15 protein-coding genes and 1 pseudogene are annotated in these 17,699 nt (G+C 70.3%); 7 read left to right on the top strand and 9 right to left on the bottom strand.

Annotated features, from left to right (window positions below; genetic code table 11):
- Positions 1 to 15: 15 nt before the first annotated feature.
- Positions 16 to 1,455: a gamma-aminobutyraldehyde dehydrogenase gene (locus tag ACIA73_RS21880; protein WP_399440290.1), complete on the bottom strand. Its 1,440-nt coding sequence runs from the start codon at positions 1,453 to 1,455 to the stop codon at positions 16 to 18.
- Between the two features lie 202 nt (positions 1,456 to 1,657).
- Here ACIA73_RS21880 and ACIA73_RS21875 point away from each other — a divergent pair, with 202 nt between their 5' ends.
- The 7 genes from ACIA73_RS21875 (at position 1,658) to ACIA73_RS21845 (ending at position 8,377) form a co-directional block, all read left to right on the top strand.
- A complete protein-coding gene (locus ACIA73_RS21875) occupies positions 1,658 to 2,149 on the top strand; it encodes an Lrp/AsnC family transcriptional regulator (protein ID WP_399440289.1) in 492 nt (163 codons plus the stop codon).
- Positions 2,134 to 3,546: an aspartate aminotransferase family protein gene (locus tag ACIA73_RS21870; protein WP_399440288.1), complete on the top strand. Its 1,413-nt coding sequence runs from the start codon at positions 2,134 to 2,136 to the stop codon at positions 3,544 to 3,546. The genes ACIA73_RS21875 and ACIA73_RS21870 overlap by 16 nt, the downstream gene beginning before the upstream one ends.
- Before the next feature lie 243 nt (positions 3,547 to 3,789).
- Positions 3,790 to 4,551, top strand: coding sequence for an ABC transporter ATP-binding protein (locus ACIA73_RS21865; RefSeq protein ID WP_399440287.1), 762 nt, complete (start codon positions 3,790 to 3,792; stop codon positions 4,549 to 4,551).
- Positions 4,533 to 5,690, top strand: coding sequence for a hypothetical protein (locus tag ACIA73_RS21860; RefSeq protein ID WP_399440286.1), 1,158 nt, complete (start codon positions 4,533 to 4,535; stop codon positions 5,688 to 5,690). Before ACIA73_RS21865 ends, ACIA73_RS21860 begins: the two co-directional genes overlap by 19 nt.
- 90 nt (positions 5,691 to 5,780) lie before the next feature.
- Positions 5,781 to 6,965, top strand: a complete 1,185-nt coding sequence (locus ACIA73_RS21855; RefSeq protein ID WP_399440285.1) for an LOG family protein — start codon at positions 5,781 to 5,783, stop codon at positions 6,963 to 6,965.
- A 33-nt stretch (positions 6,966 to 6,998) separates the two neighbouring features.
- Entirely contained in the window at positions 6,999 to 7,373 is a 375-nt protein-coding gene (locus ACIA73_RS21850; RefSeq protein ID WP_399440284.1) for a VOC family protein, read from the top strand.
- Positions 7,374 to 7,462: 89 nt separating this feature from the next.
- Positions 7,463 to 8,377, top strand: a complete 915-nt coding sequence (locus ACIA73_RS21845) for a hypothetical protein (protein WP_399440283.1) — start codon at positions 7,463 to 7,465, stop codon at positions 8,375 to 8,377.
- A 123-nt stretch (positions 8,378 to 8,500) separates the two neighbouring features.
- Here ACIA73_RS21845 and ACIA73_RS21840 read toward each other — a convergent pair.
- The 8 genes and pseudogenes from ACIA73_RS21840 to pyrH form a co-directional block, all read right to left on the bottom strand.
- A pseudogene (locus ACIA73_RS21840) lies at positions 8,501 to 9,097 on the bottom strand (glycosyltransferase 87 family protein); the annotation flags it as partial.
- 535 nt (positions 9,098 to 9,632) lie between these two features.
- Positions 9,633 to 10,667: an ABC transporter ATP-binding protein gene (locus ACIA73_RS21835; protein WP_399440282.1), complete on the bottom strand. Its 1,035-nt coding sequence runs from the start codon at positions 10,665 to 10,667 to the stop codon at positions 9,633 to 9,635.
- Position 10,668: 1 nt separating this feature from the next.
- Positions 10,669 to 12,288: an ABC transporter permease gene (locus ACIA73_RS21830; RefSeq protein ID WP_399440381.1), complete on the bottom strand. Its 1,620-nt coding sequence runs from the start codon at positions 12,286 to 12,288 to the stop codon at positions 10,669 to 10,671.
- Positions 12,289 to 12,338: 50 nt separating this feature from the next.
- Positions 12,339 to 13,403 carry a thiamine ABC transporter substrate binding subunit gene (locus ACIA73_RS21825; protein WP_399440380.1) on the bottom strand — a complete coding sequence of 355 codons (1,065 nt, stop codon included), beginning with the start codon at positions 13,401 to 13,403 and terminating at the stop codon, positions 12,339 to 12,341.
- 293 nt (positions 13,404 to 13,696) lie between these two features.
- Positions 13,697 to 14,803, bottom strand: a complete 1,107-nt coding sequence (gene rlmN / locus ACIA73_RS21820) for a 23S rRNA (adenine(2503)-C(2))-methyltransferase RlmN (RefSeq protein ID WP_399440281.1) — start codon at positions 14,801 to 14,803, stop codon at positions 13,697 to 13,699.
- 107 nt (positions 14,804 to 14,910) lie between these two features.
- Complete coding sequence (locus ACIA73_RS21815) at positions 14,911 to 16,107, bottom strand: phosphatidate cytidylyltransferase (RefSeq protein ID WP_399440280.1); 1,197 nt, start codon at positions 16,105 to 16,107, stop codon at positions 14,911 to 14,913.
- On the bottom strand, positions 16,107 to 16,664 hold the full coding sequence (frr, locus tag ACIA73_RS21810; protein WP_399440379.1) for a ribosome recycling factor: 558 nt from the start codon (positions 16,662 to 16,664) through the stop codon (positions 16,107 to 16,109). The genes ACIA73_RS21815 and frr overlap by 1 nt, the downstream gene beginning before the upstream one ends.
- Positions 16,665 to 16,758: 94 nt before the next feature.
- Positions 16,759 to 17,526 (bottom strand): UMP kinase, encoded by a 768-nt coding sequence (pyrH, locus tag ACIA73_RS21805; RefSeq protein WP_399440378.1) that lies wholly within the window; start codon positions 17,524 to 17,526, stop codon positions 16,759 to 16,761.
- Positions 17,527 to 17,699: the final 173 nt, after the last annotated feature.

The raw sequence follows: 17,699 nt of genomic DNA, 5'->3' as shown, positions 1-17,699 counted from the left end.
GCGCTCAGCCGCGGATCAGCCCTCGATGGACGTCATCACGTGCTTGATGCGGGTGTAGTCCTCGAAGCCGTAGCCCGACAGGTCCTTGCCGTAGCCGGACTGCTTGAAGCCGCCGTGCGGCATCTCGGCGACCAGCGGAATGTGGGTGTTGATCCACACGCAGCCGAAGTCGAGGTTCTTGGACATGCGCATGGCGCGCGCGTGGTCCTTGGTCCAGACGCTGGAGGCCAGCGCGTACTCGACGCCGTTGGCCCACTCCAGAGCCTGCGCCTCGTCCGTGAAGGACTGGACGGTGATGACCGGCCCGAAGACCTCGTTCTGGATGATCTCGTCGTCCTGCTTGAGGCCGGAGACGACGGTCGGGGCGTAGAAGTAACCCTTGTCGCCGACCCGTTGGCCACCGGCCTCGACCTTGGCGTGGGCCGGGAGCCGGTCGATGAAGCCGGAGACCTGCTTCAGCTGGTTGGCGTTGTTCAGCGGGCCGTAGAGCACGTCCTCGTCGTCCGGCAGACCGGTCTTGGTGTCCGCCGCGGCCTTGGCGAGCGCGGTCACGAACTCGTCGTGGATCGACTCCTGCACGAGGACCCGGGTGGCCGCCGTGCAGTCCTGGCCGGCGTTGAAGAAGCCCGCCACCGAGATGTCCTCGACGGCCTTGGCGATGTCGGTGTCCTCGAAGACCACGACCGGTGCCTTGCCGCCCAGCTCCAGGTGGACCCGCTTGAGGTCCTTGGCCGCCGACTCGGCGACCTGCATGCCGGCCCGTACGGAACCGGTGATGGACGCCATCGTGGGGATCTTGTGCTCGACCATCGCGCGGCCGGTGTCCCGGTCGCCGCAGACGACGTTGAAGACGCCCTCGGGCACGATCCCGCCGATGATCTCGGCCATCAGGACCGTCGAGGCGGGGGTGGTGTCCGACGGCTTCAGCACGACGGTGTTGCCCGCGGCGAGCGCCGGGGCGAACTTCCACACGGCCATCATCATCGGGTAGTTCCACGGTGCGACCTGCGCGCAGACGCCGACCGGCTCGCGGCGGACGAGGGAGGTCAGGCCCTCCATGTACTCGCCCGCGCTGCGGCCCTCCAGCATCCGGGCCGCACCCGCGAAGAAGCGGATCTGGTCGACCATGGGCGGGATTTCCTCGGTGCGGGTGATGCCGAGCGGCTTGCCGCAGTTCTCCGACTCGGCGGCGATCAGCTCCTCGGCGCGCTCCTCGAAGGCGTCCGCGATCTTCAGCAGCGCCTTCTGCCGCTCGGCGGGGACGAGGTCGCGCCAGGCGGGGAACGCCTTGGCGGCAGCCTTCATCGCGGCGTCCACGTCCTCCTGGCCGGAGAGCGGCGCGGTCGCGTACGCCTCGCCCGTCACCGGGTTGATCACTTCGGTGGTCCGGCCGTCGGCGGCGTCCCGGAACTCCCCGGCGATGTAGTTGCGCAGACGGCGCAGCTCGGTGGTCACGGCGACTCTCCCTCTTCGATGTCTTCGGATGTCCGGCAGCTTCGATGTCCGGCAGGTGAGACACCACCCTAGCCAGACGGGCCACGCATTCGACATACCTCCCCGTCGACAACTTCGGATTCAGTCAAATCTGGACCTCCCGACGACGAAATTCATCGGTTTCCACTTGCGGGACGGGCGAGACCTCATGCACAGTGGCTTCGTGGTCAGTCGTAGCGCAGAACCCAGGCCCGGCAGCGGAAGCTCCCCGGCGATCGACTCCGTCTCCCTGGCGATCATTCAGCAGCTCCAGGAGGACGGACGCCGTCCGTACGCCGCCATAGGCAAGGCGGTCGGCCTCTCCGAAGCCGCCGTGCGCCAGCGGGTACAGAAGCTGCTCGATCAGGGCGTCATGCAGATCGTCGCCGTCACGGACCCGCTCACCGTGGGCTTCCGGCGTCAGGCGATGGTCGGCATCAATGTGGAGGGCGACCTCGATCCGGTCGCGGACGCGCTCACCGCCATGGACGAAGTGGAGTACGTCGTCGTCACGGCGGGCTCCTTCGACCTGCTCGCGGAGATCGTCTGCGAGGACGACGACCACCTCCTGGAGATGATCAACAAACGCATCCGGACCCTTCCCGGAGTGCGCTCCACCGAGAGCTTCGTTTACCTCAAGCTCAAGAAGCAGACCTATATGTGGGGAACCCGATAGCCGTGAGTGCCACCAGCAACGCCACCAGCAGCCCTGCGGGCAAGGACCTCTCGAAGAGCGCGTACGACCACCTGTGGATGCACTTCACCCGCATGTCGTCGTACGAGAACGCCCCCGTGCCGACCATCGTGCGCGGCGAGGGAACGTACATCTTCGACGACAAGGGCAAGCGCTACCTCGACGGTCTCTCCGGCCTGTTCGTGGTGAACGCCGGCCACGGCCGTCACGAGCTCGCCGAGACCGCGTACAAGCAGGCCCAGGAACTGGCCTTCTTCCCGGTCTGGTCCTACGCCCACCCCAAGGCCGTCGAACTGGCCGAGCGGCTCGCGCACTACGCGCCGGGCGACCTCAACAAGGTCTTCTTCACGACGGGTGGCGGCGAGGCCGTCGAGACCGCGTGGAAGCTGGCCAAGCAGTACTGGAAGCTGCGCGGCCAGCACACCAAGTACAAGGTCATCTCACGTGCGGTCGCCTACCACGGCACCCCGCAGGGCGCCCTGTCGATCACCGGACTCCCGGCCCTCAAGGCCCCGTTCGAGCCGCTCGTCCCCGGCGCGCACAAGGTCCCGAACACCAACATCTACCGCGCCCCGATCCACGGCGACGACCCGGAGGCCTTCGGCCGCTGGGCCGCCGACCAGATCGAGCAGGAGATCCAGTTCGAGGGCCCGGAGACCGTCGCCGCCGTCTTCCTGGAGCCGGTACAGAACGCCGGCGGCTGCTTCCCGCCGCCGCCCGGCTACTTCCAGCGGGTCCGCGAGATCTGCGACAAGTACGACGTGCTGCTGGTCTCCGACGAGGTCATCTGCGCCTTCGGCCGCCTCGGCACGATGTTCGCCTGCGACAAGTTCGGTTACGTCCCGGACATGATCACCTGCGCCAAGGGCATGACCTCGGGCTACTCCCCGATCGGCGCCTGCATCATCTCCGACAAGATCGCCGAGCCGTTCTACGAGGGCGACAACACCTTCCTGCACGGCTACACCTTCGGTGGCCACCCGGTCTCCGCGGCGGTCGGCCTCGCCAACCTCGACATCTTCGAGCGTGAGGGCCTCAACCAGCACGTGCTCGACAACGAGGACGCGTTCTACCAGACCCTCCGCAAGCTGCACGACCTGCCGATCGTCGGCGACGTCCGCGGCAACGGCTTCTTCTACGGCATCGAGCTGGTGAAGGACAAGGCCACCAAGGAGACCTTCACCGACGAGGAGACGGAGCGCGTGCTCTACGGCTTCCTCTCCAAGGCGCTCTACGAGAACGGCCTGTACTGCCGCGCCGACGACCGTGGCGACCCGGTCGTCCAGCTGGCCCCGCCGCTGATCTCCACCCAGGAGACCTTCGACGAGATCGAGGGCATCCTGCGGGCGGTCCTCACGGAGGCCTGGACCAAGCTCTGACCTCGGTGGGCCGGCCTCTGCGCAGGACGGTCCGCCAACGGCTCGATCCCCTGTGGGTTGATCTGCTCGTACGGCCCGGATGCGCCCGTTCCAGTGAGAACGGGAGGCCTCCGGGCCGTTCGTTTGCCGCGCCACACCTCTCACCGCGCCGAGAATCCCTACCGTGCGCAGTGACCGATCGGCTCCGTCTTTCGTTCCCCCGCAAGGGGGACGGGAAATCTGATCTGAACAGAGGTGTACGCCATGGCGGTCCCGCCGGACACTGCCCCGCCGGACAACGACGTCCTCTGGGCCCGTTCCCTGCACCACTCCCACAGCGGCTCCCCCGCCCTCACCGGCGTCTCGCTCGGTATCCGCGAGAGCGAGATCCTGGCCGTGACCGGCCCGCGAGGCAGCGGAAAGACGACCCTGCTCGCCTGCCTGAACGGTCAACTCGTCCCGGAACAGGGTGAGGTGTGGTTCAACAGCGTCCCCGTGCACGCGATGGGCGCGCTCGCCCGTGAGCGGCTGCGCCGGGACCGGTTCGCCTGGATCGACCCGGAGCCCGCACTCGTCCCCGAGCTGACCGCCTGGGAGAACACCGCGCTCCCCCTCCTCCTGCGCGGCCACGGCCACCGCGAGGCGAAGAGCACCGCCATGGAGTGGCTGGAGCGTCTCGACATCGGCGCCGTCGCCCGCAAGCGCCCGGCCGCACTTCTCCAGTCGCAGCGCCAGCGCATCGCCATCGCCCGCGCGCTGGCCACCCACCCCACGGTCCTGTTCGCCGACGAGCCCACCGCCGTACTGCACCGGAGCGACGGCGCCCAGGTCCTGCGCACCCTCACCACGGCGGCCCGCTCGCACGGCATCACGGTCGTCCTCGCCACCCACGACCCCGAGATCGCGACACTGGCCGACCGTGCGGTGACGCTGGTCGACGGCCGCCGCGTCAACTCGGTCCAGGTCAAGGGGACTTCGGACACCTCGGGTGCGGAAGGCCGGGCCGCGTGCTCGCTCTCCGTCTAGCCCGGGGCGCCCACCCCCTGGTCCTGCTGCGCCGACTGCTGGTCGCGGCGGCCGCGGCCGGGGTGGGTTTCCTGCTGCTGTGCACCCTCGGGTACGCCATCGGGCACCCCGCCCACCCCGTCCCCGCGCTGCTGCGCCTTCTGTGGTGCCTGGTGCCGCTCGCCGCGACCGTGCAGTTCGCGGTGGCGGTGGCCAGGACCGATCCCAGCACCCGGCCCCGTCCCGGGCTGTCGGCGGTGGGCCTCGGCCCGGCCCGGCTGGCCGCCACGGCCGCCGCGTCGACCACCCTGTCCTGCACCCTCGGCAGCATGGTCGCCCTCCTGGTCTTCCTCCACCTCCGCGGCGATCTCACCGGCCTCCCCTTCGACGGCCGGGCGGCCGAACTCCTCGCCGCCGACCGGCCGTTGCCGCTGGCCGCCGTCACGATGCTGCTCGCCCTGGTCCCGGTCACGGGGGCCGCCGCGAGCGCGTTCGCCCTGCGCCCCCGTACCCCCAAGGCTCCCGGCACCACCGCCCCCGCGCCTCCCGCCGGGCTCCCCTGGGGGGTCGCGCTGACCGCCGTCGGCCTCGCCGTCGAGACCTACGCGAGCCGGGGCGCCGGGCGCGGCCTGCCGCTGCCGGGCCACCCGGAGATCGCTCCGGCCGGGGTACTGGCAGGCTGGCTGCTCACCGCGGCGGGGCTGGCGCTGGCCGGTCCCGGCCTGGTGCATCTGTGCGGGTTCCTGCTCCAGGCGGTACGTCCCGGTGCGGTACGTCTGCTGGCGGGCCGCACCCTCCAGGCCGAGGCCGGCCGCATCGGCCGCCCCCTGGGCATCCTCTGCGCCACCGCCTCCGGCCTCCTCGCCGCCACCACCCTCTACTCGCCCTACTCGCCGGCCACCCCCGCCGCCCCTTCCTTCGGCCCCCTCACCGGCCTCGGTGCCGCCCTCGTGCTCGCCTGCACCAGCGCCACCCTCCTCACCGCCGCCCTGGAATCCCGCCAGTCCCGCGCCCCCCTCACCCAGGCCCTCCGCCACCAGGGCGCCCCCGCACAAACCCTCCGCACCGCCGCCGCCACCCGCGCCCTGGCCCTGGCCGCCCTCTTCACCCCCCTGACCTGGACAGTAGCCACGCTGGCCGCCACACCCCTGTCCCCCTGACACGACGTCCCCCCTCGCTCCCGACGGAGTGACACCCACCCGCCCCCGGCCCACCCCGGCGACGTACCCCCATCCCCCTACCATGACCCCGTGCCCCAACACCCAGACCCCACCCCCACCCAAACCCCGCCCCGCGAAATCGAAACCCTCGCCCAATTCGACCAAGTCACCACCCAGGGCGCCCTCTCCGGCTACCGCGTCCAATCCCTCGACCTGACCACCCGCACCCACGCCCTCCTCACCACCGACACCCGCGAAACCGTCTTCCTCGGCTGCCCCATGACCGAAGAAGCCACCACCAAGGTCCGCACCGACGGCGCCCTCGTCTTCCCCCCGGTCCCCAACCTCCCCTTCGACCCGTACCGAGGACTCCTCTACTCCCCGGACCACCTCTTCGAGCACCTCCGCGCCGACGGCTACGAGGCCACCCCCGACGCCCTCGCCTACACCTGGTTCCAACGCACCAAGAACGACGGCGACATATTCGCCTCCATGCTCCGCTCGGTGCACGACGACGCCATCTCCGACGCCCTCGACGAACACCTCCTGGACGCCCCCGTGGTGGGCGTCATGGGGGGCCACGCGATGGCCCGCGGCACCGACGCCTACGCCGGCGCCGCTCACCTCGGCCGCACCCTCGCCCGCTCCGGTCTCACCGTCGCCACCGGCGGCGGCCCGGGCGCCATGGAGGCCGCGAACCTCGGCGCGTACAGCGCCCCGCACCAGGACACCGTGCTGGCCGAGGCCCTCGACGTACTCGCCAAGGCCCCCTCCTTCACCCCGTCCATCACGGACTGGGCGAACGCCGCCTTCTCCGTGCGCGAGCGCTGGCCCGCCGGCGGCGACTCGGTCGGCATCCCCACCTGGTTCTACGGCCACGAGCCGCCGAACGCCTTCGCCTCGCACATCGCCAAGTACTTCGCCAACGCCACCCGCGAGGACGGACTGCTGGCCCGCTGCACCGCCGGTGTGGTCTTCCTTCCCGGCGCGGCGGGCACCGTCCAGGAGATCTTCGACAACGCGACCCCGAACTACTACGAGTCGCGCGGCGAACCGACCCCGATGGTGCTGGTGGACCGTACCCACTGGACCGAACGCCTCCCGGCCTGGCCGCTGTTGCGGTCCCTCGCCAAGGGCCGCGCCATGGAGAGCCGTATCGCCCTCGTCGACACGGTCGAGGAAGCACCGGCCGCACTGGAGCGCCTGCGCGCCTCCGCCAGGGCCACGGGGACGGGGAGGACCTCAACTCCCGGCGCGGGCCCCGAAATCCACTAGCCCCCGGCTCCCCGGACCCGCACACTGGCGCGCATGTCTTCTCTCGTACGCCATATGACCATCGACTGCGCCGACGCCTACAAGCTCGCGACCTTCTGGGCGGAGGTACTCGGCTCCGCGGTGACCGACGACGACGCTCCGGGCGACCCCGAGGCCCTGGTACCCACCGCCGGCCTCGGGGTCCTCTTCGTCCAGGTCCCGGAGACCAAGGCGGTCAAGAACCGGCTGCACTTCGACCTCCAGCCCCAGGACCGCACCCGGGACGAGGAGGTCGACCGGGTGCTGGCCCTCGGCGCCACCCTGGTCGAGGACCACCGCAAACCGGACGGCCGGGGCTGGGTGACCCTCGCCGACCCGGAGGGCAACGAGTTCTGCGTGGAGCGCAGCGCGGCCGAACTCGAAAACTGAACACTTACGGACGTACCGAAGCAACGCTCACGGCCGATCCGACGTCTGGTAGTCGGAGAATGACAGACAAACCGTGAACGGAGCTTTTGGTGCTCATCGGCCTCATCACCGCCATCGCGGCCTCGATCTGCTACGGCACAGGCTCGGTCCTGCAAGCCGTCGGATCGCGGAAGTCCGCCCGCCGGGAGGCGGCCAAGGCGTCCACCGGCGAGGTCACCCAGCACGGTGGCCCCAGCCTCCAGTCCACCGCCAAAGCGGCGATGACCTGGGAGTTCATCGTCGGAACCATCCTGGACTTCATCGGCTTCGGCCTCGGCGCACTGGCCGCGCGGATGCTTCCGCTGTTCCTGTCGCAGACCGTGATCAGCGCCAACCTGGTGATCACGGCCGTGCTCAGCGTGAAGATGCTCGGCATCAGGCTGTCCCGCAAGGAGTGGACGTCGATCGCGGTCGTCTGCGGCTCACTGGTGCTGCTCGCGACGGCGGCGGGCCACGAGGGCACCGGCCACACCGAGATGGCGACCCACTGGTGGCTGCTCGCGATCTCCGTGCTGCTGATGGTCGGTGGCACGGTGGCGGTCCGGCTGATGGGCGCGGGCGCTGCGATCCTGGCGGGTCTGCTGTCCGGTCTCGGCTTCGGCGCGCTGGGCGTGGGTGTCCGCATCCTTGACGGGGTCGACCCGTTCGACCTGGTCACCCTGCTCACCGACCCCGCGCTGTACGCGATCCTGGTCGCCGGTATCGGGGGCATGTACCTGCACACGGTGGCGTTGCAGATCGGCTCGGTCAACGGGGCCACCGCCGCGCTGGTGGTGGGCGAGACCGTGCTGCCGGGCATGATCGGCGTGGTCTGGCTGGGCGACGCCTCGCGGCCCGGCTTCGCCTGGGTGGCGATCATCGGGTTCGTGCTGGCGGTGGCGGGCGCGGTCGCGGTCGCCTGGTTCGGCAAGCACGGGGAGGAAGAGGCCGCGGTCACCGGGGATCTGGTGGGTACGTCGCGCTAGCGGCGACCCGACCGCCAGGAGGACGAGCGGGTAGACGACGTACCCGAACCTGCTGGCCGGCATGAGGGCCATGGCGAGAGCCAGCGCGTACGCCAGCCGTACGGCCGCCGCGCGCAGCGTGCGTGGCGGCCGTACCAGCAGCGATCCGGCGACCAGCAGCGCACTCACGGCCAGCAGCACGGTCGCGATCACCGCTCCCCCCGGGACGTACTGGGCGAGCAGCCACCCCGGCAGGGGGCTGGCGGCCGGGGACTCCACCTCGGTGAGTCCGAGCGGGAAGGCGACCGCGTTACGGAGGAACCCGGCCGGATCCAGCACCGCGACCGGCACCACCACCGCCACCCCGGCCGCCAGCGCCACTCCCCCGCACCGCACGGCCGCCCACCGCCCCGCACACACCGCGAGCAGCGCCACCGCCACCGGCAGCGCGGGCCACGCGGTCCACTTGAGCGCGGCGGCGAGTCCAAGGACCAGCCCCGCCGCCCCGGCCCGCCCCCGCCCGGCGAGCACCAGACCGAGGCACATCAGCCCCACCACCGGCAGATCGATCCCGCCCACCACCAGCGGCATCGCCACCAGCGGGCACGCCACGACCCACCCGGCAGCCCGCCGCCCCAGTGCCGCCACCAGTGCCCCGGTGAACCCGGCGGCCATCCACCACCGGGCGTCCCCGGGCAGCCCGTCCCCGAACAGCACATGCGGCAGCCCGAAGAGCGCCATGCCCGGCAGATACGGGTTGAAGTCGGCCACCACGGCCGGGTCGGCGACGTACGGGCTGCCGACGGCGGTCAGCAGCTCCGCCGAGCGCTCCACCACCCGTACCTCCAACTGCCCCTGTCCCAGCAGCACCAGGGAGACGAGCGGAACCAGCACGGATCCCACGACCGCGACCGTCAGCGGCCGTACCCGCGGCGCGGCCGGCCGTGCCGCGACCCATGCGGCGGCCCCGTATCCGAGCGCCGCCGTGAGGCCCCACATCCGGTGCGGGCCGAGCGAGGAGACCAGGCCGAAGACGAGCGAGGCGACGGCACAGGCCGCCCAGCCGCGCCCTCCACGGCCGGCATGCGCCGCCAACTCCCGCATCCGCAGCGCATGCTGACTGTCTCGAACTCCCGTTGTCCTGGTCATGCCGCCACGTTGGGCGAGGGCTCACCCCCGGGGCGTCACACCGGAGAGCCAACTCCCGTGTCACCCCGTGGGGCGACAGGTAGCACTACTCGGGCACGAATACCACTGGCCAAGGGGGCAGGTGACCCTACCCGGGCAGCAGCACGACCTCGTCCGCCGCGAAGGCCACCCCCACCTCGGCGCCCTCCGGCGGTGCGTCCCGCAGCGCGACCTCCGCCTCCAGCTGCGGGCCGCCGCCCTTCGGCCGCAGCTGCACGGCGACGTGGTGGCCACGGAAGGTGCGGGCGAACACCGTGCAGGGCAGGCCGTTCACGACCGGCACCAGGCGCACGCCCGCCGGGCGTACCAGCAGCCCGGATTGCCCCTGGGGCGAGCCGGCCGGCACCGGGATCCTGCCCCAGACGGTCTCGGCGGCCTCGCCGCTCACGGTGGCCGGGACCACGTTGTCGAAGCCGAGGAAGCGGGCGACGAACTCGGAGGCGGGGCGCTGCCAGACGTCGAGGGGGCTCCCGGCCTGGGCGATCCGGCCCTCGTTCATGACGACGACGCGGTCGGCGAGCGCGAAGGCTTCGCCCTGGTCGTGGGTGACGGCCAGGACGGTGGTGCCCAACCGGCCGAAGAGCTGACGCAGTTCCACCACGAGGCGCTCCCGCAGACCCCGGTCGAGCTGGCCGAGGGGCTCGTCCAGCATGAGGATCCTGGGGCTGGGGGCCAGCGCCCGGGCGAGTGCGACGCGCTGCTGTTCACCGCCGGAGAGGTGGGCGACGGCGCGGCGGCGGGCGCCGGGCAGCCCGACGAGGTCCAGCAACTCCTCAACCCGGTACGCCTGTTCGGTCCTGCTCCGGCCGTGCATCCGCAGCCCGAAGGCGACATTGCCGCCGACGTCGTGCTGCGGGAAGAGCTGGTGGTCCTGGAACATCAGGCCCACCCCCCGCCGGTGCACCGGCACCCCCGCCTGGTCCCCGCCGTCGAGCAGGACCCGTCCGCCGTCCAGGCCCTGGAGCCCGGCGACCACCCTGAGCAGCGTCGACTTTCCGCTCCCGCTCGGCCCGAGTACGCAGACGATCTCGTGTGCGGCGACCGCCAGGTCCACCGCGTCGAGCGCCGCCCGCGCCCCGAACCGTACGGTCGCGCCTTCCACCCGCAACAGCTGGCCGGTCATCTCAGAACTCCCCGGATACGGATCGGTCGGGGCGCACGCGCTCAAGCACCAGCAGCGACACCGCGCACACCACCATCAGAATCGTGCTCAGGGCCATCGCCTGCCCGTAGTTGAGGTCCCCGGCCCGCCCGAGCAGCCTGGCCACCGCCACCGGCAGCGTCGGGTTGTCGGGCCGCGCGATGAAGACGGTCGCCCCGAACTCGCCGAGCGACACGGCGAAGGCGAACCCGGCCGCGACCAGCAACGCCCGCCGCACCAACGGCAGATCGACCTCCCGCCAGGCCCGCAGCGGCGACGCCCCGAGCACGGCCGCCGCCTCCCGCAGCCGCCCGTCCACCGCCCGCAGCACCGGCAGCATCGTCCGTACCACGAAGGGCACCCCCACCAGCGCCTGCGCCAGTGGTACGAGGATCCAGGAGGTCCGCAGGTCCAGCGGCGGCTGGTTGAGCGTGATCAGGAAACCGAAGCCGACCGTCACCGCCGACACTCCGAGCGGCAGCATCAGCAGGGCGTCGAAGCCCCGCACCAGGCGTCCGGCCCGCCGGGTGAGCGCGGCCGCCGCCAGAGCGCCGACCAGCAGCGCGATGGCGGTCGCCACCACGGCGTACTGCAAGGAGTTCCAGACCGCTTCCAGCGGCGGTACCAGGAAGGTGCCGCCGCTCTCCCCGGCCGACTGGAGCGCCCGGTAGTACCCGAACCCGTACCCGTCCGGACCGTCCAGCGACCGCTCGATCAGCACCCCGAGCGGCACCAGGATCAGCACCACGACGGTCAGCAGCACACCGCCGAGCAGCGCCCACTGCCCCGGCCCCCCGGGACGGCGTGCCGTCTGCGCCGGGTCGACCAGCTTCAGTGCGCTCTCCCTGCGCCGTACGGTCCAGGCGTGGACGGCGAGGATCGCGCCGACCGCCGCGAACTGCACCAGCGTCAGCACCGCCGCCGTCGGCAGGTCCAGGAACTGGGCGGTCTGCCGGTAGATCTCCACCTCCAGGGTGGAGTAGCCGGGCCCGCCGAGGATCTGCACCACCCCGAAGGAGGTGAAGGTGAACAGGAAGACCATCAGCGCGGCCGCCGCCACCGCCGGGGCCAGCGCGGGCAGCGTCACCCGCCGCCAGGCCCCGAACCGTCCGGCGCCCAGGACCCGGGCGGCCTCCTCCTGCCGGGGGTCCAGCTGCGACCACAGCCCGCCCACGGTCCGTACCACCACCGCGTAGTTGAAGAAGACGTGCGCGAGCAGAATCGCCCAGACCGTGGTGTCCAGCCGTACGCCCCACAGCTCGTCGAGCAGACCGCCGCGCCCCAGCATCGCCAGGAACGCCGTGCCCACGACCACCGTCGGCAGCACGAACGGAACGGTCACCACCGCCCGTAGCAACTGCTTCCCCGGAAAGTCCAGCCGGGCGAAGACATAGGCCGCCGGGAGCGCCAGCAGCAGGGTCAGCGCGGTGGAGGCGAGCGCCTGCCAGGTGGTGAACCACAGGACGTCGAGGATGTCCGGTTCCCCGAGGACCTCCCCGACCCGCCCCCACTGCCAGCCGTCGGCGGTCTTCAGCCCGCGGCCGACGATCGCGACCACCGGCCAGGCGAAGAAGAGCGCGAAGAAGACGACCGGCACGGTCATCAGACCGAGCCGTACCGCCCCCTGTCGCACCCTCGGCATCTGTGACACCGCTACTTCTTCACCACCAGCGAAGACCACTCCTTGACCCACTTCTCGCGGTTCTCGGAGATCTTCTTCGGGTCCACGGTCACCGGCGCCGCCACCTTGGCACCGAACTTCTCGTACACCTCGGGCAGCTTGGTGCCCTTGACCGCCGGGTTGACGAACATCTTCAGCGGCAGGTCCTCCTGGAACTGCTTCCCGATCAGGAAGTCGAGCAGCGCCTTGGCGCCGGCCTCGTTCTTCGCCCCGTCGAGCAGCCCGGCGAACTCGATCTGCCGGAAGCAGGTGTCGGTCAGGACACCGGTGGGCGCCTCGGCCGGCCTCGGCTCGGCGAACTGCACCTCCACCGGCGGGCTGGAGGCGTACGAGACGACCAGCGGCCGGTCCGCGTTGGCCTTCTTCCCGCCCGCCGAACCGGAGAACTCGTCGTTGTAGGCCTGCTCCCAGCCGTCGACGACCTTGGCGCCGTTGTCCTTCAGCTTCTGCCAGTAGCCCTGCCAGCCGTCGTCGCCGTACTTTCCGGCGGTCGCGAGCAGGAAACCGAGACCCGGGGACGAGGTCGCCGCGTTCTCGGTGACCAGCAGGTTCTTGTACGCCGGCTTGGTCAGGTCGTCCAGGGTCTTCGGCGGTGCGAGCTTCTTGTCGGCGAAGTACTTCTTGTCGTAGTTGACGCAGATGTCGCCGGTGTCGACGGGCGTCACCCGGTGCTCACCCTTGTCCAGCTGAAGGTCGGCCGGGACGTTGTCGAGCCCCTTGGCCTCGTACGACGTGAAGATCCCGTTGTCGAGCGCCCGCGACAGCAGGGTGTTGTCGACCCCGAAGAAGACATCCCCGCGCGGGGATCCCTTGGTCAGGATCTCCTGGTTGAGCGCGGAACCGGCGTCTCCGCTGTTCAGCACCTTGACGGTGTAGCCGGTCTGCTTGGTGAACTCCTTCAGCACGGAGTCCGACACGGCGAACGAGTCGTGGCTGACCAGGGTGACGGTCTTGGACGCGGGACCGTCCGCCTTCTTGTCCCCGGGCGACTTGCCGCCACAGGCGGCGAGGGTGGTGACGCCGAGGGCCGCGGCCATGGATATGGCGGCGTACCTCTTGATGGTGGTGCTCACTACGAATTCCTCCTGGGCATGACCAGGAAGAGACGCGGCCCTGCCCGCACACCGGCGGACCGGCGTGCGGGCAGGGCGCAACAGCTTGAGTTACGACCGAACTTCCTACCCAGAATTCTGTGTTCCTCCTGGGGAAACCCCAGACTCCGTGGGCAGGTTCAGAGGGTCTGCGGTCAGGACCGCACTCTCAGCGCTGTGGCGCTCCCCTGTCGGAATATGCAAATGTGCGGCCCAGCGTACAACCAGGCCTCGGTGTGCTACTTCTCGGAGGCCGCCAGCTGGCCGCAGGCCCCGTCGATCTCCTGACCACGGGTGTCCCGGACGGTCACCGGCACCCCGTGCGCCGCGATCGCCTGGACGAACGCCTTCTCGTCCTCGGGCCGCGAGGCGGTCCACTTCGAACCCGGCGTCGGGTTCAGCGGGATCAGGTTGACGTGCACCCGCTTGTTCTTCAGCAGCCGGCCGAGCCGGTCACCGCGCCACGCCTGGTCGTTGATGTCCCTGATCAGCGCGTACTCGATGGAGATCCGGCGGCCGGATTTCTCGGCGTACTCCCACGCCGCGTCCAGCACCTCGCGGACGTTCCACCGCGTGTTCACCGGCACCAGGGTGTCGCGCAGCTCGTCGTCCGGCGCGTGCAGCGACACCGCGAGCCGGCACTTGAAGCCCTCGTCCGCGAACCGCAGCATCGCCGGGACCAGCCCCACGGTGGAGACCGTGATGCCCCGCTGCGAAAGCCCCAGCCCGTCCGGCTCCGGGTCGGTCAGCCGGCGGATCGCGCCGACCACCCGGTTGTAGTTGGCGAGCGGCTCGCCCATACCCATGAAGACGATGTTGGACAGCCGCGCCGGACCGCCCGGCACCTCACCGTCGCGCAGTGCGCGCATGCCGTCGACGATCTGGTGCACGATCTCCGCGGTCGACAGATTCCGGTCGAGCCCGGCCTGCCCGGTCGCGCAGAACGGGCAGTTCATCCCGCATCCGGCCTGCGACGAGATACACATCGTCACCCGGTCCGGGTAGCGCATCAGCACCGACTCGACGAGCGTCCCGTCGTGCATCTTCCACAGCGTCTTGCGTGTGGTCTCCTGGTCGGTCGACAGGTGACGTACGACCGTCATCAGCTCGGGCAGCAGCGCATCCCGCAGCTTCTCCCGCGAACCGGCCGGGATGTCCGTCCACTCCGCGGGGTCATGGGCATAGCGCGCGAAGTAGTGCTGCGACAGCTGCTTGGCACGGAACGGCTTCTCACCGATCTCGGCCACGGCGTCCTTGCGCTCGGCGGGCGTGAGGTCGGCAAGGTGCCGCGGCGGCTTCTTGGCTCCGCGGGGCGCGACGAAAGTGAGTTCTCCGGGTACAGGCATGGTCATACCAGTGTCTCAGATGTACGACAAGGGGCCTGCCGTCCGGTGGACAGCAGGCCCCTTGTGCAACAACTCAGCAGGTCAGATGCCCTGCGGCAGACTCGTTCTCACGCGGTTCCCACGAAGATCACCAGCATCAGCCAGACCACCGGCGCCGTCGGCAGCAGTGAGTCCAGACGGTCCATGATGCCGCCGTGGCCCGGCAGCAGGGTGCCCATGTCCTTGATGCCGAGGTCGCGCTTGATCATGGATTCGCCGAGGTCACCGAGGGTCGCGCTGGCAGCGACCGCGAGGCCGAGGAGGACGCCCTGCCACCACGTACCGCCGTCGACCAGCAGCGTCATGCACAGCACGCCCGCCACCATCGCGAAGGCGATCGCGCCGAGCAGGCCCTCGCGGGTCTTGCCGGGGCTGATGCGGGGGGCGAGCTTGTGCTTGCCGAAGCGCCACCCGACGGCGTACGCCCCGGTGTCGCTGACCACGGTGAGCAACAGGAAGGTGAGTACCCGCTGCGGTCCGTCGTCGGCGGTGAGCATCATCGCGACGAAGGTGGCCAGGAAGGGGACGTAGAACGCGGCGAAGACACCCGCGGTGACGTCCTTGAGATAGCCCTCCGGGGGTTCGGTCATCCGCCAGACCAGCACCGCCAGCGCGGTGAGCGCCATGGCGACCCAGGCGCCCTCGGGCCCGCGTACGTAACCGGCGACGACCATCGCCGCGCCGCCGACCGCGAGCGGTACCAGCGGAGCCTTGATGCCCTTGCGTTCCTCCAGGCGGGAGGTCAGTTCCCAGAGCCCGACGACCACGGCGACCGCTATCACGCCGATGAACGCGGGCGGCCAGATGAACAGGGAGGCCACGATGACCGCACCGAGCCCGAGACCAACCCCTATGGCGGCGCGCAGGTCGCGGCCCGCGCGCTTCTTCTCCGGGGGCTTGGGTGCCGGGGACGACGGGGTGGACATGGGCTCCTGCGGCATCTCGTCGCGGAACAGGGGACCACTCGCCGCTGTGAAACCAGCGGCGGCAGTCCCCCGCGTCCGGTCGTCTCGGTCGTCGGCGTCTCTGCCTGGCAAGGGGCCCGACAGGGAGCCCGCCTCGAGACCTGACGGCGAACCTGGGGCGGGACCTGACGGCGGGCCTGACGGCGGACCTGGCTCCGGGGGCACGATGGGCATGGGCCGAGTCTGCTGGGCGTCATGCGCATCGTACGCAGGACCCGCCGGAGGAGGCCCCTGGTCGGGGGCCGGCCAGCCGCCGGCGTAGGCCGCCCTCGGCTGGGCCCCCCAGGAAGAGTCGTTCATCAGACCTCGAGCAGCTCGGCTTCCTTGTGCTTCAGCAGCTCGTCCACCTGCGCCACGTACTTCGTGGTGGTGTCGTCGAGCTCCTTCTCCGCACGGCGGACCTCGTCCTCGCCGGCCTCCTTGTCCTTGACCAGCTTGTCAAGGGTGTCCTTGGCCTTGCGGCGCACGGCGCGGATGGAGATCCGGGAGTCTTCGGCCTTGTTGCGCGCGACCTTGATGTAGTCCTTGCGGCGCTCCTCCGTCAGCTGGGGGAACGTCACTCGGATGATGCGGCCGTCGTTGCTCGGGTTGACGCCGAGGTCGGAGTCGCGGATCGCCTGCTCGATGTTGCGCAGCGCGCTCGCATCGAAGGGGGTCACCACGGCCATCCGCGGCTCGGGCACCGAGAACGAGGCCAGCTGGTTGATCGGCGTCAGGGCGCCGTAGTAGTCCGCCACGATCTTGTTGAACATCGCCGGGTGCGCACGGCCGGTGCGGATCGCGGCGAAGTCCTCTTTGGCGACCACGACGGCCTTCTCCATTTTCTCCTCGGCCTCGAGGAGGATCTCTTCAATCACCACGTACTCCTGCATGTCTTGAACTGCTGCTGCGTGCGTCTTCTCCTGCACGGTGTCCGACCGGCAGGACATTGTCCATCCCCGGGGCAAGGGGTCAGGCGCGGGTGCCCTGCGCGTTGACGAGCGTGCCGATCTTCTCACCCTTGACCGCACGGGCGATATTGCCCTCGGCCAGCAGCTCGAAGACCAGAATCGGCAGGTCGTTGTCGCGGCAGAGCGTGACGGCGGTGGCGTCCGCGACCTTGAGGTCGCGGGAGATCACCTCGCTGTACTCCAGCGCGTCGAACTTCACCGCCGCGGGGTTCTTCTTGGGGTCGGAGTCGTACACCCCGTCGACCCCGTTCTTGCCCATGAGCAGGGCTTCCGCGTCGATCTCCAGGGCACGCTGGGCGGCCGTGGTGTCGGTCGAGAAGTACGGCATGCCCATGCCCGCGCCGAAGATGACGACGCGGCCCTTCTCCAGGTGCCGTACGGCGCGCAGCGGGATGTACGGCTCCGCGACCTGGCCCATGGTGATGGCGGTCTGGACGCGGGAGTCGATGCCCTCCTTCTCCAGGAAGTCCTGGAGGGCGAGGCAGTTCATGACGGTGCCGAGCATGCCCATGTAGTCGGAGCGGGCCCGGTCCATGCCGCGCTGCTGGAGCTCCGCGCCGCGGAAGAAGTTGCCGCCGCCGATGACGACAGCGATCTCCGCGCCGTCGCGTACGACCGCCGCGATCTCCCGCGCGATGGCGTGCACGACGTCGGGGTCGACGCCCAGCGCACCGCCGCCGGCGAATGCCTCGCCGGACAGCTTCAGCATGAAGCGGCCGGTCTTCTTGCCGTTGTCGTTGGACTGCTTGGCGTCCGCGCCCTGATTCATGCCCTGATCCATGGGGGTTCTCCTCGTGCACATACGAAGAAGGCCATTGCCGGTGGAACTTTGCGGTTCCCTCTGCGGCAATGGCCTCCTCGTCAGATCTGCGGCCGCACCGCGCGGGCGCGGTGCGACTGCATCAGACCCTAGCCGGGTCTGGCGATGTTCGCGTTACGTCG

Source organism: Streptomyces sp. NPDC051561, assembly GCF_044454195.1.
Classification (GTDB): Bacteria; Actinomycetota; Actinomycetes; order Streptomycetales; family Streptomycetaceae; genus Streptomyces.
Note: the sequence above shows the minus strand (reverse complement) of the source record. Positions and strands in the feature narration are given on the sequence as shown.